The 25,628-nt window shown below is 33.2% G+C and carries 21 protein-coding genes; 11 read left to right on the top strand and 10 right to left on the bottom strand.

Annotation, left to right across the window (positions count from 1 at the left end):
- Positions 1 to 39 precede the first annotated feature (39 nt).
- The 3 genes from CBP76_RS12200 to CBP76_RS12190 are packed head-to-tail and all read left to right on the top strand — an operon-like array spanning position 40 to position 2,607.
- On the top strand, positions 40 to 831 hold the full coding sequence (locus tag CBP76_RS12200; protein ID WP_102197135.1) for a Cof-type HAD-IIB family hydrolase: 792 nt from the start codon (positions 40 to 42) through the stop codon (positions 829 to 831).
- Positions 832 to 833: 2 nt separating this feature from the next.
- Positions 834 to 2,000 (top strand): MFS transporter, encoded by a 1,167-nt coding sequence (locus CBP76_RS12195; RefSeq protein WP_102197134.1) that lies wholly within the window; start codon positions 834 to 836, stop codon positions 1,998 to 2,000.
- On the top strand, positions 1,987 to 2,607 hold the full coding sequence (locus CBP76_RS12190) for a sugar O-acetyltransferase (protein WP_102197133.1): 621 nt from the start codon (positions 1,987 to 1,989) through the stop codon (positions 2,605 to 2,607). The genes CBP76_RS12195 and CBP76_RS12190 overlap by 14 nt, the downstream gene beginning before the upstream one ends.
- Positions 2,608 to 2,671: 64 nt before the next feature.
- Here CBP76_RS12190 and CBP76_RS12185 read toward each other — a convergent pair whose 3' ends face one another.
- From CBP76_RS12185 to CBP76_RS12175, 3 genes are all read right to left on the bottom strand, one after another.
- On the bottom strand, positions 2,672 to 3,541 hold the full coding sequence (locus CBP76_RS12185) for an SDR family oxidoreductase (RefSeq protein ID WP_102197132.1): 870 nt from the start codon (positions 3,539 to 3,541) through the stop codon (positions 2,672 to 2,674).
- A 117-nt stretch (positions 3,542 to 3,658) separates the two neighbouring features.
- Complete coding sequence (locus tag CBP76_RS12180; protein WP_102197131.1) at positions 3,659 to 3,838, bottom strand: hypothetical protein; 180 nt, start codon at positions 3,836 to 3,838, stop codon at positions 3,659 to 3,661.
- A 2-nt stretch (positions 3,839 to 3,840) separates the two neighbouring features.
- Complete coding sequence (locus tag CBP76_RS12175) at positions 3,841 to 4,542, bottom strand: NAD(P)H-dependent oxidoreductase (protein WP_245865793.1); 702 nt, start codon at positions 4,540 to 4,542, stop codon at positions 3,841 to 3,843.
- A 107-nt stretch (positions 4,543 to 4,649) separates the two neighbouring features.
- Between CBP76_RS12175 and CBP76_RS12170 the strand changes: the two genes are divergently transcribed.
- Positions 4,650 to 5,084: an ACT domain-containing protein gene (locus CBP76_RS12170; RefSeq protein WP_102197129.1), complete on the top strand. Its 435-nt coding sequence runs from the start codon at positions 4,650 to 4,652 to the stop codon at positions 5,082 to 5,084.
- Positions 5,085 to 5,399: 315 nt separating this feature from the next.
- Here the strand turns inward: CBP76_RS12170 and CBP76_RS12165 are convergent, their stop codons facing one another.
- From CBP76_RS12165 to CBP76_RS12140, 6 genes are all read right to left on the bottom strand, one after another.
- Positions 5,400 to 6,239 carry an alpha/beta hydrolase gene (locus tag CBP76_RS12165; RefSeq protein WP_102197128.1) on the bottom strand — a complete coding sequence of 280 codons (840 nt, stop codon included), beginning with the start codon at positions 6,237 to 6,239 and terminating at the stop codon, positions 5,400 to 5,402.
- A gap of 147 nt (positions 6,240 to 6,386) precedes the next feature.
- Complete coding sequence (locus tag CBP76_RS12160; protein ID WP_102197127.1) at positions 6,387 to 7,814, bottom strand: C69 family dipeptidase; 1,428 nt, start codon at positions 7,812 to 7,814, stop codon at positions 6,387 to 6,389.
- Between the two features lie 153 nt (positions 7,815 to 7,967).
- The gene (locus CBP76_RS12155) at positions 7,968 to 8,624 is read right to left on the bottom strand and encodes a DPBB and LysM peptidoglycan-binding domain-containing protein (RefSeq protein ID WP_102197126.1); all 657 of its coding nucleotides are present in this window, start codon (positions 8,622 to 8,624) and stop codon (positions 7,968 to 7,970) included.
- Positions 8,625 to 8,940: 316 nt separating this feature from the next.
- Positions 8,941 to 10,476, bottom strand: coding sequence for a gluconokinase (gene gntK / locus CBP76_RS12150; RefSeq protein ID WP_102197125.1), 1,536 nt, complete (start codon positions 10,474 to 10,476; stop codon positions 8,941 to 8,943).
- A gap of 229 nt (positions 10,477 to 10,705) precedes the next feature.
- Positions 10,706 to 11,239, bottom strand: coding sequence for a GNAT family N-acetyltransferase (locus CBP76_RS12145; RefSeq protein WP_102197124.1), 534 nt, complete (start codon positions 11,237 to 11,239; stop codon positions 10,706 to 10,708).
- A 76-nt stretch (positions 11,240 to 11,315) separates the two neighbouring features.
- Entirely contained in the window at positions 11,316 to 13,283 is a 1,968-nt protein-coding gene (locus tag CBP76_RS12140; protein ID WP_102197123.1) for a PTS sugar transporter subunit IIABC, read from the bottom strand.
- A 211-nt stretch (positions 13,284 to 13,494) separates the two neighbouring features.
- Here CBP76_RS12140 and CBP76_RS12135 point away from each other — a divergent pair, with 211 nt between their 5' ends.
- Together CBP76_RS12135 and CBP76_RS12130 are read left to right on the top strand one after the other, a co-directional pair.
- Positions 13,495 to 16,191: a glycoside hydrolase family 65 protein gene (locus tag CBP76_RS12135; RefSeq protein WP_102197122.1), complete on the top strand. Its 2,697-nt coding sequence runs from the start codon at positions 13,495 to 13,497 to the stop codon at positions 16,189 to 16,191.
- A gap of 417 nt (positions 16,192 to 16,608) precedes the next feature.
- The gene (locus CBP76_RS12130; protein WP_102197121.1) at positions 16,609 to 17,976 is read left to right on the top strand and encodes an MATE family efflux transporter; all 1,368 of its coding nucleotides are present in this window, start codon (positions 16,609 to 16,611) and stop codon (positions 17,974 to 17,976) included.
- Between the two features lie 75 nt (positions 17,977 to 18,051).
- On the opposite strand, the gene CBP76_RS12125 is transcribed toward CBP76_RS12130, so the two are convergent.
- Positions 18,052 to 19,092 carry an alpha/beta hydrolase fold domain-containing protein gene (locus CBP76_RS12125; RefSeq protein WP_102197120.1) on the bottom strand — a complete coding sequence of 347 codons (1,041 nt, stop codon included), beginning with the start codon at positions 19,090 to 19,092 and terminating at the stop codon, positions 18,052 to 18,054.
- Between the two features lie 126 nt (positions 19,093 to 19,218).
- Between CBP76_RS12125 and CBP76_RS12120 the strand changes: the two genes are divergently transcribed.
- The 5 genes from CBP76_RS12120 to CBP76_RS12100 all read left to right on the top strand — a co-directional run bounded on the left by CBP76_RS12120 (position 19,219) and on the right by CBP76_RS12100 (position 25,389).
- A complete protein-coding gene (locus CBP76_RS12120; protein ID WP_102197119.1) occupies positions 19,219 to 20,196 on the top strand; it encodes an ROK family protein in 978 nt (325 codons plus the stop codon).
- A 63-nt stretch (positions 20,197 to 20,259) separates the two neighbouring features.
- Positions 20,260 to 21,069 carry a Cof-type HAD-IIB family hydrolase gene (locus tag CBP76_RS12115; protein WP_166667276.1) on the top strand — a complete coding sequence of 270 codons (810 nt, stop codon included), beginning with the start codon at positions 20,260 to 20,262 and terminating at the stop codon, positions 21,067 to 21,069.
- Complete coding sequence (locus CBP76_RS12110; protein ID WP_102197117.1) at positions 21,069 to 21,911, top strand: AraC family transcriptional regulator; 843 nt, start codon at positions 21,069 to 21,071, stop codon at positions 21,909 to 21,911. Before CBP76_RS12115 ends, CBP76_RS12110 begins: the two co-directional genes overlap by 1 nt.
- Before the next feature lie 16 nt (positions 21,912 to 21,927).
- Entirely contained in the window at positions 21,928 to 22,722 is a 795-nt protein-coding gene (locus CBP76_RS12105; RefSeq protein WP_102197116.1) for a Cof-type HAD-IIB family hydrolase, read from the top strand.
- A 282-nt stretch (positions 22,723 to 23,004) separates the two neighbouring features.
- Entirely contained in the window at positions 23,005 to 25,389 is a 2,385-nt protein-coding gene (locus CBP76_RS12100) for an SLAP domain-containing protein (RefSeq protein WP_102197115.1), read from the top strand.
- Positions 25,390 to 25,628: the final 239 nt, after the last annotated feature.

Below are 25,628 nucleotides of genomic sequence, written 5' to 3'. Positions count from 1 at the left end.
CTAAACTGCGGTTATCAAAAATCAAAGAGGTAATAAAAAATGATTAAACTAATTGCAACTGATATGGACGGGACTTTCCTACGTTCAGATATGACATACAATGAAGAAAAATTTGCCCGACTTTATCAAAAATTGCAAACACGCAAGATTCAATTCGTTGTCGCAAGTGGTAATCAATATTTTCAATTGAAATCATTCTTTCAAAAGTATCCAGATATTATCTATATCTCAGAAAATGGCGCATTAATCCGTGATAATAATCAAGTTCTAGCAAAACATGCTTTTGATAGTGTATATATTCAAAAAATCATTACTCAAATTCAATCAATCCCGGCTTTGAAATTACTAGTCTGTGGTTCCAAGAGTGCATATACCTTATCGTCAACTGATCCCAACCATATCGCATATATGCGCAATTTTTATCATCATTTAGACGTGATTGATGACTTTAACGAAATTAATGATGATATTCTTAAATTTGCTATCACTTGCCCTCCTGAAAAAACCGATATTATCGTTGATCAACTTCGTCAAAAATTATCCGGATTAGCAGAACCAACTAGTAGTGGTCATGGCGATATTGATGTCATTCAGTTAGGCATGAACAAAGCCGCTGGACTTAAGGAATTGGGGCAAGTCCTAAATATCAATTTAAATGAAATGATGGCTTTTGGCGATGGCGGGAACGATTTGGAAATGTTAAGGGAAGTTGGATGTGGTGTAGCAATGAAAAATGCCCAACCTAAAGTCGCAGCAATCGCTAATCAAGTTACTGCTGATAATCAAGAACAAGGTGTTTTACAAACAATTGAAAAATTTTTGGAGAAATAAATATGAGACAACCTCCATTAAAAACCACCATTAGTATTCTAAGCTTATCAACAGTTAGTGGCATCACGACAGTTATTACTGGAATTCTTACACAATTAAAACAATCTTTTCCCACAGTTCCAACAACTATCATTGAATGGATCGTGACTATTGCTAATTTCAGTGCTCTTTTAACCTTAATGTTTAATTCTTCATTGGTTAAAAAATTTGGAGTTAGAAAAATTGTTATCAGTGGTTTGATTTTGAGTTCAATAATGGGGATAATTCCTGTATTTACATCCAATCTCTGGCTGATAATGTTAAGTAGAATTTTTTTAGGATTAGGAATTGGACTCTTTTCCCCGCATGCCATCAGCCTAATTGCACACACTTATCATGGTGAACTGCGTGCTAGATTATTAGGTTATCAAACAGGATTTTCAGCTTTAGGAAATGCTGTATTACTAGGTCTAGCTGGACTATTGATCGGCTTAAATTGGCATGCCGTTTTTTGGTTACATATTATTTTATTGATAGTCGCACTATTAATCTATTTCTTCGTTCCTGAACCTAATAATGAAATCGATGAAATCAAAACAGAAATAGTTAAACTCCCCAGACGTCAATGGAAAATGATTTTTTTAACTTTTGTTACATACCTTTTAATTTGGGGAATACAATTAAAATTACCAAGCTATTTTGAAAGTCGTAATTTTGGTAACGCTCAAATACTGAATTTAACTTTATCAGCAATGAACATAGGTGGATTAATTGCAGGATTAACCTTTGGTTATTTACATAAATATCTCCACCGATATGTCTTGACACTAGGTTATATTGGAGCAGCTTTGTCCGTTCTCTTACTTTATTTAACTAAAAATCCAAATATTGCAATTGGTTCGGCCGTCTTCTTTAATTTCATTTACTCTTATACTGGACCATATTTGATTTTTACCAGTAATAAAGGTTTAAAATCATCTCAAGTTAACACTCTTAGTAGCTACATAACCATTTCAACAATTATTAGTGCCTTTTTTGCACCTTTAATTTGGAATTTGTTAGGACAATTGGGACCATCAACTCTACCTGACAATGTTTTTCTTTGGATCATCCTGATTCTAATTTTATTAACTATCCTAACCATTATCTCGAAAACTCAGAAAGGAAGTACCATAAATGACACCAAATAATGAACGTTTACATACGGGAGAACTTTATCTTCCCAGTGACCCTGAATTAGAAAAAAGGCAAAATGCTTGTATGGAGAAATTATATGATTTTAATCAGACTCGTCCCTCAGAAAAATCTAAACGACAAAATATGCTTAAAAATATGTTTGCGGAAATAGGACCAGATTGTTATATTGAACCACCCCTTCATAGTAATTTTGGAGGCCATCATGTTCATTTTGGCAAAAATGTTTATGCTAATTTCAATTTAACTTTAGTAGATGATACTAATATTTATGTTGGTGATTACACCATGATTGGACCCAATGTCACTCTAGCTTCCGCTGGACATCCAGTTTGGCCAACCTTACGTCAAAAGAACTATCAATATAACTTCCCTATTCATATTGGAAAGAACTGCTGGCTTGGTGCTGGTGTGATAGTTCTTCCTGGTATAACAATTGGTGATAATGTAGTTATCGGCGCTGGGAGTATTGTTACCAAAGATTTGCCAAATAATGTTGTTGCCGTAGGTAATCCAGCTCATATTCTACGTGAAATCGGAGAACATGATCGTGAATACTATTTTAAGAATCGTAAAATTGAACCAGAGTTATTTGATAAATAATTATAAACAAAAAAGTACACTCAACCCATGAATAAGTTGAGTGTACTTTTTTACCTTCATATTTTTACAAAGTATTATCAATAAAATTAATATTCAAAAAATCTAAAAGAGGTGTTGCCTCACGTCCCATAATTTTTTGATAATCTGTACTGATCTCGTTCAATAATCCCCGACTACCCGCATCATACATTGAAGCTAACATATGTCCTTCATTGCCCTGATTGTACATTTCTGCAAATTTAGTTAGGGTAACCGGTTGATAACCTATGGATTTTCCAGAAACGTTACTCAAAACCTCAGCTAATTGAGGCATTGTATAGTTTCTAGTTTGAGTTAGCGTATAGATTTTCCCATCCTGTAATAATGACTTAGTTGCAGCAATTTTAGCAAAGGTTTTGGAACTATCGTTTAAACTAATAAAAGATAATGCCTGGTCCCTCATTGGGTAAATCACATTTTTCCTTTCAATCAATTCTGGTAAATAAGGTATCAAAGGATCAGCATATAAGGCATTTCTAACAATCGTATACGGAATACCGAAAGAGGCTAATCTTCTTGGTAAATATCCATAAAATGCGGACAGATCAAATGGATTGTTCTCCTGATCTGCAATAAAACCCATTGCTAATATATGTCCAACATTAGCCTTTTTTGCAGCCTGCAAAACATTTTCCAACTCTGTCACTCTGCTAAAAGAATCATGACTCTTGCTAGGAACATAAATTAAAACATCTTTTTCATTAAATGCATTAATTAAAGTATCCTCTTTAAAAAAATCAATTGGCAATACTTCAGCACCAGTATCAGCGATAGCCTTTGCTTTAGATACAGTATGAACTCCAGTAGTTACATCATTACTTGATACTAATTTAATTAATTCATTAAATATTTGGTTACCCAAGTGCCCAGTGACACCAGTTATTATATATTTCATAATTTATCTATCTCCTATTTGTAAAATACATGTTACTTCAAAAGTTACATGTGGTCAATAAAAAAGATGCGGTAATTTTTCACTGATTACCGCATCTCTTATAATAGAAAATTTAATCTACCATTGCTCATGATTCCAAAGACGGCCGTCTACTTCGCCCTGAAGTTGTTCTAGTCTTTTACTTTGTTCTTCAACCATTTTCTTCATTGCAACTAAGAAAGCCCGATTTTTATATTCTTTTTGTTTTTGTGATAATTCATCAACCTGTTGATTTAACCAAATTCCTGTATCATCCATAATTAGTCATCCTCGCCTTGTTTAATCAAACTAATTGTACTTTTCAATTGATCAATATTTTCTTTTCTTTGGATAAAAGTATCCAAAATTGTCTCACAAGCATTACAATTTATATCATTAAAATCCTTAAACCGATCAGCAAATTCACGTTCAAACCACTCCTGACGATTTTTTAAATTATCTGGATATGTTTGAGTTAAATATCTTTGATAATCTATCAACAATTGCATTTGCACTGATTCATTCATATATTGAAATTGTGCAATAGTAAAAGTTGGCAAGATTTTCATTTTGGCTCGATTAGCAATGGCAAAATATGGAGCCATAATCTCATCGATTGTCACGTTCTCACTACCACCATGACAAAAATCCTTCAGTGGCATACCTGTACTAACAACAATACCAAATTCTTTATCACCTAAATTATCATCACCGTCACCGTAAACAAAGTTTCTAGTTAAAACTTCATCTTCCCAATGCTTCAACCCTGAAGGGGCCGAATACCAATATAGAGGAAACTGAAAAATTATTCGATCATGATTTTTCAATAAGGATTGTTCTTTCTCAACATCAATATTCTTTAACTCTTCAACATGATGCCAAGTAACATCTTGCAATTTGGCACCCTCTAACAAAAATTGTTGTGTCTGTGAATCATTTATTTTTGGATGTGAAACTACCACTAATGTCTTCAACCTAAACATCTCCAATCAGTATTAGAATATCAAAAAATATCAAATCTATACAGTTTCAACGCTTGTTATCAATGCTATAATTTAAATAATAGTAAAGAATTTTTAAGGAGATAGAAATGGAAAAATATTATATTGTTGATAGTTCTATTCTTCCTGAATCCTTCGATAGAGTGATCAAGGCTCGTAACTTACTTGAAACTAAAAAAGTTCATAACGTCAGCGAAGCGGTTAAGGAAGTCGGTATTAGTCGTGGCACTTATTATAAATATAAAGATCTTGTCTTCTTACCCGATGAGGATATGAGTGACCGTAAGGCTGTCATATCCATGATGCTCCACCATCAACAAGGCACTCTCTCAAAAGTTCTAGTTGATATTTCTGAATCAAATGCCAGTATTTTAACAATTAACCAAAATATTCCCATCCATAATATTGCAACTGTGGTCATTTCTTTAGATATTAGTCATCTAAACGGAACAATCGATGATTTACTTGGCAGATTAAAGTTATCCGATTCGGTCAATAATGTTAATCTAATTTCAATTGAATAATAGCTAAAAAGGTTACAGGAATCAAATTAATGATTCTTGTAACCTCTTTTATATTCTAAAACTTATTATTTAGGCCAAGCAATATACATCGCCAATAAAACGCCAAAACTGCCAATGCAATATAAAAATCTGGAGAACATTCTACTTTTGACATGGCTACCGGAAACTTGGAGGAAAAGTCCTAGAACAAAAACTAATATCATTAGTAAAAAATTCATTCTATCACCTATTTATCCGTTTCTTTTTCTATTTAAAAATACTTTATAAAATAAATGTGACGAAATAATGAATATGATATGTAGTTTATATACTTTTTTACTCTCTTACCCACAAGAATCTCTCAATATCGTGTAAAACCCTGGGATTACGCCTTGTCAATGCACTATGTTCAGCTCTAGGACCAGTAAAAATTCTTGATTCATACGTTTGGTATTGACCTCTAAAAACTTTTTTCAAAGACTGGGCTGATGATACCGGGACAGCCTTATCAAAGTGATCCTTAGGTGATAATTGCCCCATGATATTTAGCTCTCTCATATGTAAATTACGTATTTGAGAATGTGGTGCAGTATAAGTGTGAAAATCTTTAGTTAACTGATTAGAATATCTCCAAATATTACGTCGATAAATGTCATGATTTAAAACTTGCATTGGAGCTGCAATATTAACTAGTGAATCAATCTGTGGTTGATTTTTCTTTTGACTGTAGTTTTCCAAGTAATACATAATTGCATTATTTCCCCACGAGTGAGCCACGGCATTGAACCTTGTAACATGATATTTTTTATGTAACATTTTTAAAATCGAATCAATCCATTTGGCTGTATGATGATAGTCAGATTCATGATTATTACCAAATAATACTTGTATTTCTGGATTCTTAGCCGAAACTGGCCAATGACCATCTAATAGAAGCTTTCCTTTAGGTGTAACAAAAATAGTCAGGGTTCTTGTCGCATAGCCATCTTTTTGGGATTGATCAATTAAATAGTCCATTGATCTCACCGTTCCACCAAAGCCATGAATAAACAATGTTGGAGTTTGTCTCTTGGGGACCGAATCACTTGCTAGCACCACTTGTGACGTTAAAACATTGATTGTAAAACATAAACTAATAATTAAAAATATTCTTGTTAGAAGATTCAGCTTTTTCATAAAATCACCATAATTTAACTTATTACCAAATTTTAAAACATTTTATTGGTTAGTCAACAAAATCATCTAACTAATGACAATTGGTATATGATAAAAAATCGACTGTGATAACCATATTAAATGGAAATTACAATCGATTTTTAATATTTATAGGTTTTGACCTTTTTCCCAAGTTGTCTTAGAAAGCATCAAACCTTTTTTAACAATTTCATCAAACAATTGATGAATTCTACGTGATACCTCACCGGCAGTTTTATGATTACTCTCAGTTAAGAATTCTGAAACATCACTAGAAAATCCATCAATTACCTCATCAGTAATATCAATTCGTTGACGAGCATATGATTGACATCCCTCCAAATAGGAATGAATCATATCAGAATATTCATGATAATGAGGCTCGATCATTACTGAAAGTGTCTTTTCTAACCAATAGACGTTATCAATAGAAACATCATTTGTCGTATTTTTATAATCATCAGGCGTATCAACAATATTTGTATAGAATGGAACATATGGACTATAAGCGAAAAATCCAAGTGATAGCCATTGAATGGCGGCATGATTAGCATCAACATCATTTCTAATTTGAAGAATCGAGGAAGCCTGATTACGATCCATAGCAATTGAACGGAATTGTTTCTGTTCTTTTTCAGTTCCAGAAGCAAAAGTTCCAAATGGATCATACTTAGTACCATTGTAGTGTGACTGTAAGAAGAATTCTACATCTTCAATAGCTATCTTCTTAGAAGGTTTTCTAACCATTGGCATATCTTGAGCCGTAGGGATTTGTTCAATCTCTGGATTAAAAAGCTTTTGACCATACCAGGTACGAGGCGTGTTGTAATAGGCATCAGCTTCACTTTGAGTTCCAAAAATCTCACGGAAGTTAAAATGATTTGACTGTGGATTCAGGTGATGTTTTTCAACAAATTCTACTAGATCAGTAGCAACCAAAAAATTATCAGTGTCACTAACATCAACTTCCTGCATGACAGTTTGATTAGGCACAATTGCATAGGTATCTTCCGGTAAACGCATAGCAGCCCAATGATGACCACCTGCTGTTTCCAAAAGCCAGATTTCATCCTTATCATTGAAAGCAATACTATTGCATTCACCTGTACCATACTTTTCCAATAAAGCACCTAAACGCTTTGCACCTTCTTTGGCTGTCTTAATATATGGTAAAACCAAGGTCAGCATGGCCTCTTCATCAACACCATCATGTACCAATGGATCATATCCCAATACTCGAGCATTGGTAGCAGTTGTTTCAGTCGAACTCATTCCAACATTGAATTCATTAATACCTGCTTCTTCATATTTTCCATCACTTTGATCCGCCTGTGGTGTAGCAGTATAACGATAGGAATGTTCAGGTAATGGTACCTTTACCCCTGTCGTTACAGATACATAAAAAGCATTCTTTTGATCTTTTGCAGCATGTGCAACAAACTTTATGGGATTGATTGGACCATAACCGTCTTCATTACGGGCGACAATAGTGGAACCATCCATACTAGCGGCTTTACCAACTAGAATTTCAGTACAATCGGAACTTGGATTTTTCATTTTGTTCCCTCCCTCTTTGTTACTAAGTATAGGATCAAAGACTATTTTAGACCAGTGGTATTATTAAAATTATTATAATATTATTTCAAGACATACCCTATTGGCTTCCAATAAAAAAGAGACCTTATAATCAGGTCTCTTTACGTCTATCTATTAAAGTACTTCAACAGATGCTGTTGTAACACCATATGAAGGGATTTGGTTATTTGGCATAGCAACATCTAATTGGTTAGGGTTACTGTATGCAAATGTACCTGTATCATTAACTGTTCTGATCAATACTGTACCATCAGAGAGTGTAATCTTAAGTGTTGTACCCTTAGGAAATACTGAAAGGTTAGCAGCAACACCGCTATAACCCATGTTTGAACCTAGTACAGCTGGATCATAGAAAGAAATCTTGAATGTTCCTTGTGATGTACCTGTTGTTGTTTGGGCAGCTTGCGTTGTAGCAGTAGTTGCACTTGTATCTGTTTGTGTTGTAGGTGCTTGATAACTAGTATTTTCTACAGTTGCTTGAGTATCTTGTGTTGTTGTAGTATCTGTTATTTGTGTAGTTGTTGCTCCTGGTAATGTAACTGTTTCACCTGGGAAGATCAAGTCAAATCCGCCAACTTCACGGCCATTTGCTTGTTCTAGTTCAGCAATTGTTATACCAGCATTAGCAGCAATACTCTTGTATGTATCACCTGATTCAACTTGGACATGATTACTGTCAAGTTGTACTGCAGCCTGAGCAGTCTTTGTTGATGTTGCGATTGCTGTTAAAGCCATAGTACTTACTAAAGCGATAGATAAAACTTTTTTCATGAATATATTACATCCTTATATTTAAAATTGTTTAGCCCTCATTTGCTATGTTGCATATACTAACAGGTGTTTATTACACAACAACGTCCTTTAAGTTACAAAAACACCGCTTTCTGTAATCTTAGTAATGTAAATGAAACAAACAAGTGTTCTATCGTTGGTAAAACAAGCTTCTAATCTTTATAAAAATGAAAATAAAATAACACATATTCTGAAAATTTTATTATATTTTTATGAACATCAATTTATAAAAATATTAAAAATCCTTCCTAAATGCCTTATTATCAGCAACTAGAACGACTTTTTCGTTTAATTATTATTTAACATGTTTTTTTTGAAACTCTGCTATCTCCTTATACTCTGGTTCCAAGGTTTCTGATAAACGTATCCAAATTGGTAATAATTCACGATAAACCTCAAAATTATTTTCATTAGGATGATGAACATCAGTTACCCCTATCATCTTTTTAACAACCGACAAGTTATCAACGTAACCTAAAGCGTACATCCCTAAAACAGCCGCACCAAGACAAGAGCTTTCAAAACTTTCCGGAATTGTAACATCTTGTTCAAAAACATCAGCTAACATTTGACGCCATAACTTAGATCTGGCAAATCCACCTGTTGCCTGAATACTTTTGGGTTTCCCAGTAATTCCTTCAATTGTTAACATCACTACATAAAGATTATAAACAATCCCTTCCAATGCTGCTCTAACCATATGGGCACGCGTATGGTTTCTCGTTAAACCAAAAAATGATCCACGCGCATAAGCATCCCAAATTGGAGCCCTTTCCCCGCCTAAATATGGATGAAATAATAATCCGTCTGATCCCGCTGGAATCTTGGAAGCAATTTGCGTCAAAAGATCATAAGTAGAAATCTTCATCTGTTCAGCAGTTATTCTTTCAGGTGCAAACAATTGATCCTTTACCCAACGAAAAACAATCCCACCATTATTAACCGGACCACCAACAACCCACTTATCTTTAGTCAGAGCATAACAAAATAATTTACCATTGGGATCGACAACTGGTTTATCAACCACCACTCGAACCGCACCACTAGTTCCAATAGTTACAGCCACAATACCAGGATCAATTGCACCAACCCCTAAATTAGACAAAACCCCATCACTAGCTCCAAAAATAAATGGCGTTTGTTGGGATATATTTAATATTTTTCCAAACTTTTCTTTAATTCCCCTAATTGAATCAGTCGTCTCCACTAATTCTGGCAATTTATCTTTTGATATCTGTAGTAAACTTAAAGCTTGTCTATCCCAAGTTAAATCAAAGATATTGAATATTCCTGTAGCAGAGGCCATTGAATAATCCATCTTATAAACTCCAAACAGTCGAAAGAAAATATAGGATTTTATATCAATAAACTTTTTAGTTTCTTTAAATAGTTGCGGGTACTCATGACGAATCCAAAGTATCTTAGATAACGGTGCCATGGGGTGTATTGGAGTTCCTGTTTTGGCATAGATTTGGGCACCTAAACCATTTTCTTTTAATTCTTCACTATATTTTGCAGCACGATTGTCTGCCCATGTAATGGCTCTTGTTAATGGATGATCATTCTTATCCATCAGAATTAAACTATGCATCGCTGAAGAAAATGAAACACCCTTAATTTCATCAATCTCCGCCTTTCCCTTACGAATAATCTGACCCATAACTGCAATCACAGCATCAAAAATATCCTCAGGATCTTCTTCTGCCATATCAGGAATATCTTGATATAATTGATAGCCAATATTAGCGTGTGCAACAACGTTTCCTTGTAAATCATACAAAACTCCCTTAGTGCTTGTAGTACCAATATCAACACCAATCATATATCTCATAAATAAAAACCTCTTTTATTAGTAATAACAACTCTTATAATTGTAAGCAGAGATTTTTAAAATGTCTACTTTCTTCTTATAATATGGTTATTTGAAAAAATCCGAAAATAAATAGATCATATTGATATTATTTGTAAAATCAATATGATCTATTTACTCGTATATTTAAAATTTCTAAAGAAGAATAATTATTTCCAATATAAATCTAAAATCAACAAAAAAATGAAAGTTAAGCTTGTGACCATTCTGATCTCAAAATACCATATTTAACTGAATCATAATATTTATTATCATAAAACCTCACTTGACGAATATAGGCTTCTTGTTTCATACCAATTTTTTCAGCCACATGCATCATTCGAGGGTTTCCTGACCAAGTTGTTAATCCTAAATGTGGTAAATTATATGTTTTAAACAAGTAAGTTATAAACAATTTCAAAGCAGAACTACCAATATGCTTATCCCACATTTCTTCAGGATAAATGGTTATTCCTATGTCTAACCAGTGTCTTAATTTGCCATCTTCAAAATGAGCTCCGACTGAACCAACAATTTGATCATCATACGTTATTATCAAATGATCTTTATTATTAAGCCAAGTTCGATAAGCTAATACATTAATAAACTCATCTTTACTAGGTAAATCATTTAAAAAATATGGTCCATCTAATTTTGTCCAAGCAGCATTAGAATCACTAAATGCAATTTGCCAAAAATCTTCCACTTCTTCTGGCAAAACTGGTCTGATATTAACATCACCCATCTTGCACCTCCATATATAAAAAGGATTTGCCGTTTATTATATGACAAATCCTTTCAATTAAAACTATAAATTCAAACTAATTTGCTTGTGCTGGCTCACGACTACCTAATCTTACCTTTTCAACTTCATGACTATTCTCCAGATCTTCTTCCTTAAATCCGAAGAAGTAAGTACATGTAAAGGCAACGATAATTGTAGCAGCAGATGCAATCAAATATCCTGTGAAGCTTGCATCGATTCCCTTAGGATTAATAAATGAAGCAAATCCGATTAATGAACCGGCGAATCCCCACATATCAACATGTAGTAAACCTGTAATTAAACCACCTACAGCACTACCAATATTAGCAGTCCAGAAGATGCGTCCATATTTCAAATTAATACCGTACATTGCAGGTTCTGTAACTCCAGAGAAAGCAGATAATGTTGCGGCACCTGCAATCTGTTTCATATCAATATTTTTCTTTGTTTTAACAAATACAGCCATTGCAGCGGCACCTTGTGCAACCATTGTTGCTGAAACAATAGCATTCAATGCACTGTGACCAGTTGTTGCAATTTGACTGGCAACAACTGGAATAACTGCCCAATGTAAACCAAAAATAACCAAACATTGATAAAATCCACCAATTAACAATCCTGATATGGCGGGACTGAATTTCAATAGAGCAACGATACCATTAGCTAAATATGAACTTAATAATGTAATAATTGGTCCAACAATAACAAGAATAATAGCACTGACAATAAATACTTCTAGTAATGGACTAAGGATCATACGTAGTGACATTACGATATGTTTCTTGAGCCATGGTTCTAGTTTAGATGCCAACCATGCAGCAGCAATCATTGGGAAAATTGAATATGTATAGTTAGCTACGTGGATTGGAATTCCAAAGAAATTAGCATTGATATTCATTTGAGTACTACTTGTTTTAGCAGCCAACTGAACTAAAGTAGGATATGCCAAAACTCCACCAATAACACCCATAATGACTTGATTTGCACCTAATCTCTTAGCGGCTGTAAACCCAACCAAAATAGGTAGGAAATAAAATACTGAATCACCCATTGCATTAATGATCATATAAGTAGAACTAGTTACTGATAACCACTTTGCAGAAACAATCAGAGCTAGTAGCCCCTTTAAAATACCTGAAGCAGCTAACAAACCAATAACAGGCATCATGCTGGCAGTAATTACACCTATTAAAGCACTGAAATAGAATTTAGTTTTAGGCCAGGCACCCTTTGGCGCAACGGCCTTTTGAGTTTTGACCTCTGAATCACCACCAAATCCAGGGCCTAATGCCTTAACGACAGCATCAAAAACATCTTCAACTGCTGGCCCAATAACTACTTGATATTGTCCGCCAGCTTTAGCAACATCCAAAACTCCTTGCATATTCTTAATAACATCATCATTGGCCTTATTGTCATCCTTTAGATAAAAACGAACACGAGTAATACAGTGAATGACATTTTCTACATTTTGTACGCCGCCAACGTTTTTTACAATATCTTGACCAAGCTGATTATAATCAACTTTTTTATTTGGCTTAGTATTTGCTTCGCCAGGTGCCATAGGTTGTACTTCTGCCACATTATCACCTGCCTTAACAGGTCCTTTGGTAACATGAATTTCCTTTACAATTTTATTTGTATTAGTAATAGCAACAATAACATCTGTCACTTTCCCAGCATCCTTAATTGCATCAATATCCATTGTTGCAATCTTCTCACCAGCTTGGACAGTGTCACCTTCCTTAACTAACACATCAAAAGGAGTACCATTCAATTCAACTGTATCGACACCCATATGGACTAATACTTCAAGACCATCATCAGTACTAAATCCAATGGCATGTTTAGTTGATGCTACCAGCATAACCTTTCCAGAAACCGGAGCTACAATATCTCGGCTATTAGGAATTATCCCATAACCTTCACCCATCGCCTTTTCAGAAAACATAGGATCATGGACTTCGGTCATTTCAATAGCTTGACCAGAAACTGGAGCCAACATTTTAACTGTGCCTTTCATAACGAACACCTCCTTAAATAATAGTAACCGATTACATGTTCTAAATATACTATATACTCTTAGTTTTTGTATAAACATCAGTTTTGAATATAATTCATTACAAAAAATGTATTAAAACACTATCTAGACGGTGTATAATACGAACTGTATGAATATGTTTAAACACAATTACAAAAATAATTATATTTTCTAATTCATGGAGGAATTAATTATGAAATTATTATATATTGATTTTAGTAATACTCAGATTATGTACTCAATTAATGAAAATAAACCTAATGAGAATAAATATATTCTAGATACAAATTTAGATTTAAAAACTAATTTAAACACATTTAAAGATAATTTAGACCAAGAATTGGATGTTATCATTGTAAATAATCAACCTCAATATACTTTGAAGAAAAATATTATTACTTATAATGATGAATTATTGGATCTAGCAAGCGAGCTTGAAGACATCTTTCATATTCCCGTGATAAATCTTCAAAATATACTTGATTCTAATATTGATACCGCTATCCATAATGAAGAAAAATATTCTACCTGGCATCTTGATTACTACGGTCTTTCGCATGGTAAAAGACAATACGGTCAAGAATCAATGCAAACAATTGGAAATGGATTCTTAGGATTACGTGGAACCTATCTTGAAGCAAAAGCAAACGATGATAATTATCCAGCAACCTACATCGCTGGAGTCTTTGATCAATTATCTACACCAATCAATGGCAGAGATGTTATTAATGAAGACTTAGTAAATTTACCAAACGCTCAATATATTACTTTTAGTGTAAATGATGACAATTACTTTGAAATTAAAGAGAGAAATATCTTGGAATCGTTACGATCTTTAGATATAAAGACCGGCATTCTAACTATTACTCTTCTAATTGAATTAGATGATGGTAAAAGATTAAAAATCATCGAACAAAAAACGGCTGGGTTAACAAATTATCACGACTATTACCTAAGTTATTCATTGCAGCCTTTAAACTTTTCCGGGAACATTAAATTATTAACTCAAATTGATGGTAGTGTTATTAATTCCAATGTTGAACGTTATCGTAATCTGGCTAGCAAGCATTTATCAGTTGATAAAATAGAAAATCATAATTATTCAACATCAATGCAGGCTCATACTATTCAATCCAAAATTGATTTAGTCATCAAAGCTACATTAAATTTCAAAGATATTCCTAACGCCAACTATCAAATTGATAATAATAACGAAATTGCTAATCAGATTGTTGAATTTGCTGCTCAAAAGGACAAAACCTATATAATAGAAAAAACTGTCAATATCTTTACATCACTAGAAACAAAAAAGCAACTTGAACAAATTGCTTTTAACCATAAAGTTGAATTTTTTACAGATATTATTTCTCAAACTATTAGCTCATGGAAACAAATTTGGAAAAAAGAAAATATAACCGTTATAGGAGATATAACGGCACAAAAATTATTAAGATTAAACAGTTATGGCATGTCAATTGCAGCACAAACTAAGGCAAACCAACATCTTGATGCGTCAGTTGGATCACGAGGTTTGACTGGTGAAGGCTACCGGGGTCATATATTCTGGGATGAATTATTTGATATGAACTTCTATATTTTGCATGATTCGAAACTCGTTAAAAATCTTCTAATGTACCGTTACCAGAGATTAAATGCGGCTATTGAGTACGCAAAAGGAGATGGACATAACGGCGCAATGTTTCCTTGGCAAAGCGGTATGTATGGAGATGAACAGTCTCAACTAGTACATTTAAACCCTATTACTAACAGCTGGGACCCCGACAATTCCAGAAAGCAGCGTCATGTTTCACTTGCTATTGCCTACAATATAATTAATTATTATCAGGTCAGTGAAGATCATGAGTTCATGGAAAAATATGGTTTAGAAATGCTATTAGAAATCGCTAAATTCTGGATAGATATGTCACAATTCAACTCTAAATCTGGGAAATACAGCATTTCTAATGTAATGGGTCCAGACGAATTTCACGAAAGCTACCCTGGACATGAAAATGAAGGTTTAAAAAATAACGCCTATACCAATATTATGGTCAGCTGGCTGTTTAAGAAAATATTAGGTTTTGTTAATAACTTTGGTAATAATGTTATTAATGAAAACTTCCAAAGAACTAGCTTCTCTGATAGTGACTTACAAAAATTAGATGACATTAGTCATCATTTGAAGCTCGACTTCAAGGGTGACATTCTTGGTCAATTCGAAGGATACTTTAATCTTAAGGAAATAGACCTTCAAAAGTATCGTCAACTGTACGGAAATATTTCTCGAATGGATCGAATTCTTAAGGCACATAACGATTCACCTGATAATTACCAAGTTGCCAAACAAGCCGATACTCTAATGGCATTATTTAATATTTCTGAGAAAGAGTTTTTTGAAATAATGTTTGATCTTGGTTACCCAATTGAGAATCCAGAAAAGTTTATTAGCGACAATATTAAATACTACCTTGCTAGAACCACTCATGGCTCAACCCTTTCAAGAGTTGTTTATTCAATGTTAACGTTAAAAATTGGTGATAAAGAATTGGCATGGAAACTATTTTATGAGGCCTTAACCAGTGACTATTATGATATTCAAGGTGGAACCACTGCTGAAGGAATTCACCTCGGCGTTATGGGAGCAACATTAAACATTGTTACCTCCTATTTTGCCGGTATCGATTATCGTGGTTCAATATTAGAAATTCATCCTAATATTCCTGACCAATGGAAAAAAATCACTTTCCGTATGACTTTTAAGAATATCAACTTCAAATTCACAGTGAAAAATGGTGAGGTTGAAATCAAAGCAGACCATGATACTGAGGTTGTTTTTATGGATAAAAAACTCCCATTAGTCGCTAATCAGAATATTAAACTTACCTATTGATATTTAAGTCTTAAAATGTAAATTTCTGTCGCCTTCCACAAAATTGAAATTTGGCTAAGGATAATTTTCCAATCGAATCGATTCCAATATAGATTCCGTTATTAAAATTATTTTAGTTAATCAAAACAAATAGCCTGTATTGATTATCAATTGTAGTCAAGAAACTAAGTTGATATCGACACAGACTATTTTTGATATATTTAAGAACTTAGAATAAAACAAATTAAAATTACTGCAATGCAAAAAGAAGTCCCTCATATAATCCAAATAGTATCTATCTAGCACTTACATCCCTAGCCACTCTCAATACTCTCTCTATACAATTAAATAATCATGATTTTTATACATATTCATCGTCACTTATAATTTCAAACATGCTAAAATAGTCATAATCTTTATAGAAAGGGAATTAGACATATGATAGATCTGACACAAGGCAGGCCTATGAAAGTCATATTTCTGTATACGATTCCTTTATTACTAGGTAACTTTTTCCAGCAATTCTATAGTTTTATTGACACATTAATTGTTGGAAAAACAATCAGTGTTGACGCTTTGGCAAGTGTTGGTGCTACGGGGGGATTAACTGGGTTAGTTATTGGATTTGCCCAGGGCATGACTAGTGGTTTAACCATTCTAACCGCTAGAAAATATGGAGCTAACGACGAACAAGGTGTTAGACAAAGCTTTGCATCTGGAATTATTATTTCTGTTTGTATTGCTATTGTTTTTACAATCGTGGCCGTTTTAATCGCATATCCTTTACTTGTAGCTATGCAAACACCAAAAGTTTTAATTCATGATTCATTTATCTTCTTGGAAATAATCTTTGCAGGAATATTTTCTTTTGTTGGTTTTGACTTTTTAGGAAATACTATGAGAGCTTTAGGTGATTCTCGTGTACCACTATTCTTCTTAATTGTAAGTACAGTATTGAATATTCTCTTGGAATTAGTTTTTATTTTGTATTTACATATGGGAGTCGCTGGTGCAGGACTTGCCACTGTGGTGGCTCAAACAATTACTTTTATCATTTTGTATTTTTATATTCGGAAACATATTCCGTATTTGATTTTAACCAAGGACGATTTCAAGATTGATATGGATGAGATCAAAGAATTATTAAAAATTAGCTTACCTATGGGATTTCAATCTTCGATTATCGCTATTGGTTCCATCATCCTTCAAGTAATGCTAAATACTCTAGGTGCTAATGCTGTTGCTGCTTATACGGTCGCTGGAAGGGTTGAACAAATTGCCACCTTACCAGCCTTTAGTTTTGGCCTAGCCCTAGTTAATTACACTGCTCAAAACCTAGGTGCGAAGAAATTTGATCGAATTTTAAAGGGCGTTAAAGATGGCATTATTATTTCTGTCACGTCTAGTTTGATCATTGGCGCATTTTTAATTGTATTTGGTCGCAGTATTTCTCATTTATTTATGAATGGCAGTCAAGATACTGTTTTGAATTTAGTTCAAATTTACTATTACTTCAACGGTTCGAGCTACTTTATTCTATCAATTCTCTTTATTGTTAGATACACCCTTCAAGGACTTGGTAATCAAAAAGCCCCAACTATTGCCGGAGTTGCTGAATTACTAATGAGAGTCTTTGCTGGTATTGTTTTGATTAGAATTTTTGGATTCTATGGTGCCGCCATGGCAAATCCACTTGCTTGGATCGGCTCTGTCCTAGTTCTAGTAAGTACCTGGAATATCGAGATTAAGAAACTTAGAAATTTAAAAAATCTTTTAGATCATAGTGAATCCCAGGATATAGTATAAATTATATCTTAAACATGAAAAAATCCGATCTAACAACCATCGAAAGTAATTGTTAGATCGGATTTTTCTGTTCCTTTATTTTAAAGCCTTTGCGCATTCAATTATTGAATCTTCTACTGCTGGAATCTGATTAATATAATTTAGAAAAGCATGACCCAATCCACCATAACGAATATATTTAGCAGTACATCCTGCCATTCCTACTTTTTGAATAAATGCCTCATCCTGCAATCTAAAAGGATCAAACTCACCTGTCATAATTAAAACACGTTTAAACCCTGTTGGATCAGCATATAGTGGCGAAATTATTGGTGAATGTAAATTTATTTCTTGATGGTCAGTATAAAATTCTGTCATAATCGTATCTAATTGTTTAAACTGCGTATAGTTATTATGTAAGACTCTTCTCTGATTATTATCAATTGAAATCAAGTTATCATCCCAAAGTGAGCCATCATGATCTGAACCATGAACCACTGTTGGATAAAATAAAATATATTTATATATCTCACAGATTCCCATCAAATGGCTTAATTGACCCGCACCTAGTGCAATAGAAGCTCCAGCTGAATCTCCGGACAATGAAACTTGTACATAATTTTTTTTCGCCTCAGCAATAACTGCTAAACAATCGTTAATTGCAGATGGATAAGGATTCTCTGGCGCTATACCATAATCAACACTATAAATTACACCAGCAAATTCACTGGCTAGTAGTTTCAAAAATGGTAATGTATCTTCAGGAGTACCGCCATAATAAGCTCCCCCATGTAAATAAATTAAAACTTTGGAAGCTGTTATTTTTCCTTCATGATAAATTTTTAGAAATCTAATTCTTCGACCTGAAGTATCAGTAAATTTCGTATCTACCCTTATATCTGAATAAGTTTGTTCAAAAATATCATTATGATTATTACCATCACGCAATTTTGTCAAATCATTTGGTAAACTGGGATTATCAGATAATCCTTTAAGATGATCAAAGATTATCGGTTCATAAGTATGCGCATCTACTCTATCCTTTATAATCATTTGAACATTTCTTAAATGTGGTATATCAACTGTATTTATATGGCTTAAACGATTTAATTCAATATCATAATCATTTTTAATCATAATGTTCACTACTCCTTAGTTTTTCAAACTAATTATAGTTCTTGTTTAAACATATTTTAAACTGATTAATAATAATTATTTTTATCAATCCTGATTTATACTACAACTCTATTGAGGAGGTCAATTTTGACAACAACTAACAAACTCTCTGCACGTCAACAAAATCTAAAACAGGTTCTTACATTATTAGATAATAATGATGAATTGTCAGCCAAAAAATTATCAAGTCTGACAGGCTTAAGCATCGTCAGTGTCAACAAATTACTAGACATTTTGATTTCTAAAAGTAAAATAATTGCTACTGATTATCTTAATACTCGTGGCCGCCGAGCAAAAATCTATAAAATGAATTATGAAGCTATTTCCCTAGGAATTGTTCAACTGGTTGAGGATAAAAATCAAATTAAGGCTACTTATTTTTTGACTGATCTACTTGGAAATATCAAATATAAAAAATTCAATAATAAAAGAATCTCTTCTATTGAACAATTGACTAACTTTATTCACCAACAAACTAATTTAAATAAACCATCAAAAATAATTATTGGCATACCTGGGGCCGAGTTAGATGGCTACCTTCAAATAAGTGACGTTAAATCACTAAGTGGAATTAATTTATCATTAGCAATTGAAACTGCCACAAACATTGAGACTATTGTTGCCAATGATGCTAATGCTGGAACTTTTGGCGGAGCAATTAAATTGCATCAAAATGAAGGCATAGCAGTAGGAATTTATTTTCCTAATAATTTCGGACCGGGTGTCGGTATCGTTATCAATAATCATCTAATCAACGGTGCTGATGGTTTAGCTGGTGAAATTGAATACAGCACTGTTAATAAAAATTTGAATATAACTGATCAAATAACACAACATATTCAAAATATTATCAGTCTATTAAACCCTAATTTAATTATCGCTTATGTGGATAAGCTTAGCCTTCCTCCAATTCAAATTGATCAAATCAAGCAAACTATTCAACGAAATTTACCCTTATATCAAAAATATCAACTCGATTTTAATCGCAAATTTGAAAATGATTACTTAATTGGACTTGCTGCAATAGGTCGGAAAAACATTTTGAGAAAACTTGCAACTGATTGAAACCGTTTTACTAATTTGGTACAATATCCCTATCTTAATTAACCATGTTAAAAAAGGGAGTTCATTATGATCAAACTAATCGCAATTGATATTGACGACACACTTTTAAGTTCTCAGCATAAAATTACGCCAGATACAAAAGAAGCTCTTCAAAAAGCCTTAAACCAAGGAATTAAAATTGTACTTTGTTCCGGTCGCCCACTTGCTGGTGTTAGCCCTTTTCTTCAAGAACTAGGTATTATTGGAAATGAACAATACGTCATTACTTATAATGGTGGCTTAGTAGAAACTGTCTCTGGAAAATTACTGTCTCGTAAAATTCTCAATAATAGCGATTATCGTCGCATTGTTAAATATGTTAATGAAAACAAAATGCAATATTACGTACTGGATGATCAAAGTAATGTTTATACATCAAATCATGATATCAATCGCATTGCGGTTATCCAAGCATGGGAAAACAGTGCTGGCATACTGGTAAGAGAGCCAGATGAATTACCTAATGATTTTGAAATAACTAAGGCAGCAATTGTCGGAGAAAAAGAAACTCTCGATCAATATGAACAACCTGTTAAAAATGAATTTTCCGATGATTACTATGTTGTCCGTGCAGCAGATAACTTTTTAGAAATCATGCATCAAGGCGTTAATAAAGGAATCGGCCTTCAAAAACTATCAGAAATACTTTCAATTGCTCCAGATGATATTATGGCTATTGGGGATGAACAAAACGATATTCCAATGTTCAAGTTTGCTAAGACCGCTGTTGCAATGGGAAATGGTTCTAAATTGGCTAAGAAACATGCAACATTTATTACAGATACCAACGACAACGACGGAATTGCAAAAGCCTTAGAAAAGTTAGTGTTCTAATGAATATTAAATATGAAGTTGTTCAACCAACTCCCAAACTCCCTTTCAAATATTATTTACACGATGAAAACTCTCAAAAAATCGTTACTCCACATTGGCACCGCAGTATTGAGTTAGGTTATTTAACATCAAATAACTACTTGGAATTTAAAGATAATGACATCACTTATCATTATCAAAAAGGTGATATTTGGGTTATAAATTCTAGAGATGTTCATTCATCTCAGTTAAATGACAGTAAGAATCTTATGCAGTTTTGTTTGATAATCGATTATGATTTTTTGAAACAAGCTTATCCTAATATCAATCAACTAACATTCTCTCTCCATGGACGTCCTACATCCATTAAGCAATTAGTTGCTTATCAGGAATTAGAAAAAGAGTTACGCATGATGATTCAACTGTTACAAGATCAACGTGATGACGGCTCTAATTTGTCATTAACTGGACATATTTATTTGATTATGGCTAATTTAATTCAGAATTTTTCTCATAAGAGTGATTCGACTCAAACACAACTAAACGAAACTTTAATCGATCAAGCATTAGGGACAATCAATACTTACTATATGGGAGACCTCAATAGTAATAATCTCGCTAAACAATTAAATACCTCGGTCACAACGCTTAATCAACAATTTCATCAAGCGGTACAAATGCCGATTGGAAAATATATTACTACCGTCCGCCTCTTAAATGCACAAAAAGAATTGTTAAATACAACTAATAATATTGATTCCATTGCAATGAATTGTGGATTCTCTAGCACCAAATCATTTATCAGAAACTTTAAACAATGGAAGGGAACTACCCCTTTTCATTATCGAAAAAAATTTAACTAACTTAGGAGAAACATCAATGACAATTAAATTAGTAGCAACTGATATGGATGGAACTTTCTTGACTGATGAAAAACATTTTGATAGGGAAAGATTCAGTCGCATATATAGTTACATGACTAATCACAACATAAAATTTGTCTCTGCCAGTGGTAACCAATATTATCAATTGAAGGATTTTTTCAAAGACTTTCCTGAAACACTCTTTGTTGCTGAAAACGGAGCCCTTATTGGTAGTCACAAAAAGATTTATCAAACTGACAATTTTTCGATTGAAACTACTCAAAAAACCATCGACGTATTAAATAATTTATCTGAGATTCAATTCATTATGTGTGGTGAAAAGTCTGCCTACATTTTAAATAGTGCAACACCTGAATTTTATGAAATAAGTAATTTTTATTTTCCAGAACTCACTAGTGTGGATGATATGGCTATGGTTGACGATAAAACATTAAAGTTTTCAGTTAACTGTCCTGATGATAAAACTGAATACTACATGGATAAACTATCTCAACTAATTGGACCAAATGTTTCAATTGTTTCCAGTGGTCATGGCGACATTGATGTTATTCGAGCCGATGTTAATAAAGCAACTGGTCTAAGTTATTTATCCGACAAACTAAATATTGATCCAGCAGACATGTGCGCTTTTGGCGATGGTGGCAATGATTTAGAAATGTTACGCTACGTTGGACACGGAGTTTCGATGCAAAATGGTTCCAATATCGTTAAAAAAACGGCCCCCTATCAAACAATTGACAACAACCAACAAGGTGTCTTACAACATCTTGAAGAACTATTTGAAATTTAATATCAATTTTTCTTCATACTTTGTTTAATATATCATCTAATTTTTTCAATATTTTCTTCATATTGGGTTGGTAAGATTAATACATAATCAAATAAGAAATAAGTTTTGATTATCCTCCCCCCCTATAATGGAAGTATTCTAAAAACAAAAAGAGATAGAAAATCCAACAAATTGGATTCTTTATCTCTTTTTTCATATCTTAATATTAATTATTGTAATAAATGACACTATATGGCATATAATCAATATTAAGCACTTTTTTAAATATTGGAGGGAATATTTATGAAATTGAAAACGTCTCTGATAACAACTATTGGTATTTCGCTTTTTTCTACTATAGTTCTAGGTAGTTTACCCACTCAACAAGTTAAGGCTAATACATCTAATCAACAACCTACAACTGATGTTAGTGATAACACTGATTTAAACACTCAAAATACAAGTCAAAACAATAATGAAGATAGTAATTCCTCATCAACTGATACTATTAGTAACACAGCAGATTCTCAAAAAAGCATAAACAATAGTACTTCACAGCAAACACAAACAACCATACAATCGGCCACTGTCACAAACGCCGCGAACACATCCACAACAACAAACAGTGACGATACACAATCAGCTACTATTTCTTTTACTGATACTGGCAATTCTGACGGCTCGGTAATTGATAAAACGGGATCAACTTATACACTTAGTGGTTCTTACAAAGTTGGAACTAAAATAACAGATTTATTACCTTCAGATTTTACAAGAGCTTATACAGTAAATAATCCTGACACTGAAATTGAAGCTGGAACAGATAAATATAATCTAAGCGTTACTGGTAAGTCACTAACAATGAAAGTTCAAGGTTTTAATAACCCTGATAACTATGAAGCTCCTGATCTTATATCTCCCAGTTATACCGTTTCCAATTATGGTAAAAAAGTTAATTTAATATACACAAATGGTAATCCAAGTTTATATTCACCTTCAAACACTGCTAATGGTTATACATTGACAAAACTTGTAGATAAGAATGGAAATGATCTTCCTACCGCCGATGGAGATTCACTAATTTTTACTTTTGATATGCCTGATATATCCACTACTAACCCAAGTGGTGGGTACTTCATCCGGGCAATCTATGACACTCCCATTAACCAGGACCTAAATGTTAAGTATCTTGATGATGAAGGTAATACACTTTTTACTAAAACCATAAACAAATACAAAGACGGTAACGACATTATGACCGGTGACGTCATCAGTGATCCATCGTCCATAATGGATTTTGACACTGATAATTACACTTATTGGAAAACAAATGACTTACCTTATACAGTTACAGGCAGCAATAATGTGGACATTTATTTATTATTAAATAATCTCAATTACACTATTGTGAATTATATAGACAAAAGTACGGGGAAAATAATTTATACGGATAAATTACGTGGCGATGTGGGTAATACCATATCTATCAAAGATATTCAAAGCATCCAACCATCCTATCATATGGTCGATAACGCAGGAGATTATACTGTTAAAAAGGATAATGAAACTCTTAATCTTAATGTCTCAGATGAACTTGTTTTAAATATTACCCAAAAAGTAAATGGCAATATTATTTTCGATGCTCCTGTAAGTAATAAATTGGTTAAAGATATATTACTTAGTGACTCAAATAACGTTACTAGCTTTCAATATGGTATGTCTAAGGATATCCTTATTCCTTTAGATTTATCCCAAGTACCTGGCATAAGTTTAGATCAAGTTATTAATCTCTTAACTGCAGCGGGAGCTAGTAACTTTGTAATTGATTACGGAACTAACGAAAGTATATCTTTGACGGTTTCATATCAAGATTCAACTGGTAAAGAAATAAGTAGTTTTACCCTGTCCAACTCTTCAAATGATGATTTAGATGCTGTTCAAAGTATTAAAGACAACTTACCTAATAACTATACAATTGTTGATGAAAACAATTTATACACGGTTAAAGATGGAAAGATTGTTGTTCAAGTTAAAACTAATTCAGATAATAATACTGGTAGCGGATCTGGCAGTGGTTCAGGTGACTCAGATAATAATACCGGCGATAAGGAAGCTATTGAAGAGACACTCGGAACACATCCAAACCTATCATCTATTAATATTTATGATGATAATGGTAATTCAACTGGATCAACAGTCGCTCCAAATACTGACTGGCGTACAGATGAAAAAATGATATTGAATGGCAAAACATACTACCGTATCGCCACTAATCAATGGGTCAATGCCAATGATATCTATGTCTACTACAATAATCCTAGTTATGTTAGAACTTATTCTGATTCTTACAAGTTGTTAGTCAACTCACAAGACCAAGCAATTACCAATCGAGGATTAGCCGCTGGCAGCGATTGGGTTTCAGACCGATATGCTTACTTCAATGACCAAAAATATTACCGTGTAGCTACTAACGAATGGATCAGTGCTAGTGATGCTTTTGAATATCAACCAATTGACCAAGTTGTCCAAACCACAAGTAATGCACAGCTCTTTGATGACAAGGGTAATGTTGTAAGAACCATTTCCTCACTTAGTCTCAAAGCTGATAAAATTGCAACAATCAATGGAACAAAGATGTATCGTGTAGCCACTAATGAATGGTTACCCATTACTGATATACAAGAATAATATATGTAAAAAGACACTAGTAATCAAAGTAGATTACTAGTGTCTTTTGGCTGTACGATAAATAGAGTTGATAGGCATTTTGCCATCAACTCTATTTTTGTATACCATTTATTAATAAAACTATTTTAGAACATCAAAAAGACACCATCCATACCTTTAGATGTTCTACCCTCTACAGCTTCACAATGAAAGGAATTTGAATGATGTCCCTAAGTAATAAGTCTATACGAAACGCTCTT

The organism is Companilactobacillus nuruki (assembly GCF_002872255.1).
Classification (GTDB): Bacteria; Bacillota; Bacilli; order Lactobacillales; family Lactobacillaceae; genus Companilactobacillus; species Companilactobacillus nuruki.
This window is presented reverse-complemented; position numbering and strand designations above follow the sequence as displayed.

Excerpts from the sequence above, each read along its gene's own strand:
- CBP76_RS12190 (WP_102197133.1), top strand. The coding sequence starts at position 1,987 with ATGACACCAAATAATGAACGTTTACATACGGGAGAACTTTATCTTCCC.
- CBP76_RS12140 (WP_102197123.1), bottom strand. The coding sequence starts at position 13,283 with ATGAAAGGCACAGTTAAAATGTTGGCTCCAGTTTCTGGTCAAGCTATT.
- CBP76_RS12135 (WP_102197122.1), top strand. The coding sequence starts at position 13,495 with ATGAAATTATTATATATTGATTTTAGTAATACTCAGATTATGTACTCA.
- CBP76_RS12200 (WP_102197135.1), top strand. The coding sequence starts at position 40 with ATGATTAAACTAATTGCAACTGATATGGACGGGACTTTCCTACGTTCA.
- CBP76_RS12160 (WP_102197127.1), bottom strand. The coding sequence starts at position 7,814 with ATGAAAAATCCAAGTTCCGATTGTACTGAAATTCTAGTTGGTAAAGCC.
- CBP76_RS12165 (WP_102197128.1), bottom strand. The coding sequence starts at position 6,239 with ATGAAAAAGCTGAATCTTCTAACAAGAATATTTTTAATTATTAGTTTA.
- CBP76_RS12110 (WP_102197117.1), top strand. The coding sequence starts at position 21,069 with ATGAATATTAAATATGAAGTTGTTCAACCAACTCCCAAACTCCCTTTC.
- CBP76_RS12100 (WP_102197115.1), top strand. The coding sequence starts at position 23,005 with ATGAAATTGAAAACGTCTCTGATAACAACTATTGGTATTTCGCTTTTT.
- CBP76_RS12125 (WP_102197120.1), bottom strand. The coding sequence starts at position 19,092 with ATGATTAAAAATGATTATGATATTGAATTAAATCGTTTAAGCCATATA.
- CBP76_RS12175 (WP_245865793.1), bottom strand. The coding sequence starts at position 4,542 with ATGTTTAGGTTGAAGACATTAGTGGTAGTTTCACATCCAAAAATAAAT.
- CBP76_RS12170 (WP_102197129.1), top strand. The coding sequence starts at position 4,650 with ATGGAAAAATATTATATTGTTGATAGTTCTATTCTTCCTGAATCCTTC.
- CBP76_RS12195 (WP_102197134.1), top strand. The coding sequence starts at position 834 with ATGAGACAACCTCCATTAAAAACCACCATTAGTATTCTAAGCTTATCA.
- CBP76_RS12180 (WP_102197131.1), bottom strand. The coding sequence starts at position 3,838 with ATGGATGATACAGGAATTTGGTTAAATCAACAGGTTGATGAATTATCA.
- CBP76_RS12130 (WP_102197121.1), top strand. The coding sequence starts at position 16,609 with ATGATAGATCTGACACAAGGCAGGCCTATGAAAGTCATATTTCTGTAT.
- CBP76_RS12155 (WP_102197126.1), bottom strand. The coding sequence starts at position 8,624 with ATGAAAAAAGTTTTATCTATCGCTTTAGTAAGTACTATGGCTTTAACA.
- CBP76_RS12185 (WP_102197132.1), bottom strand. The coding sequence starts at position 3,541 with ATGAAATATATAATAACTGGTGTCACTGGGCACTTGGGTAACCAAATA.
- gntK (WP_102197125.1), bottom strand. The coding sequence starts at position 10,476 with ATGAGATATATGATTGGTGTTGATATTGGTACTACAAGCACTAAGGGA.
- CBP76_RS12145 (WP_102197124.1), bottom strand. The coding sequence starts at position 11,239 with ATGGGTGATGTTAATATCAGACCAGTTTTGCCAGAAGAAGTGGAAGAT.
- CBP76_RS12105 (WP_102197116.1), top strand. The coding sequence starts at position 21,928 with ATGACAATTAAATTAGTAGCAACTGATATGGATGGAACTTTCTTGACT.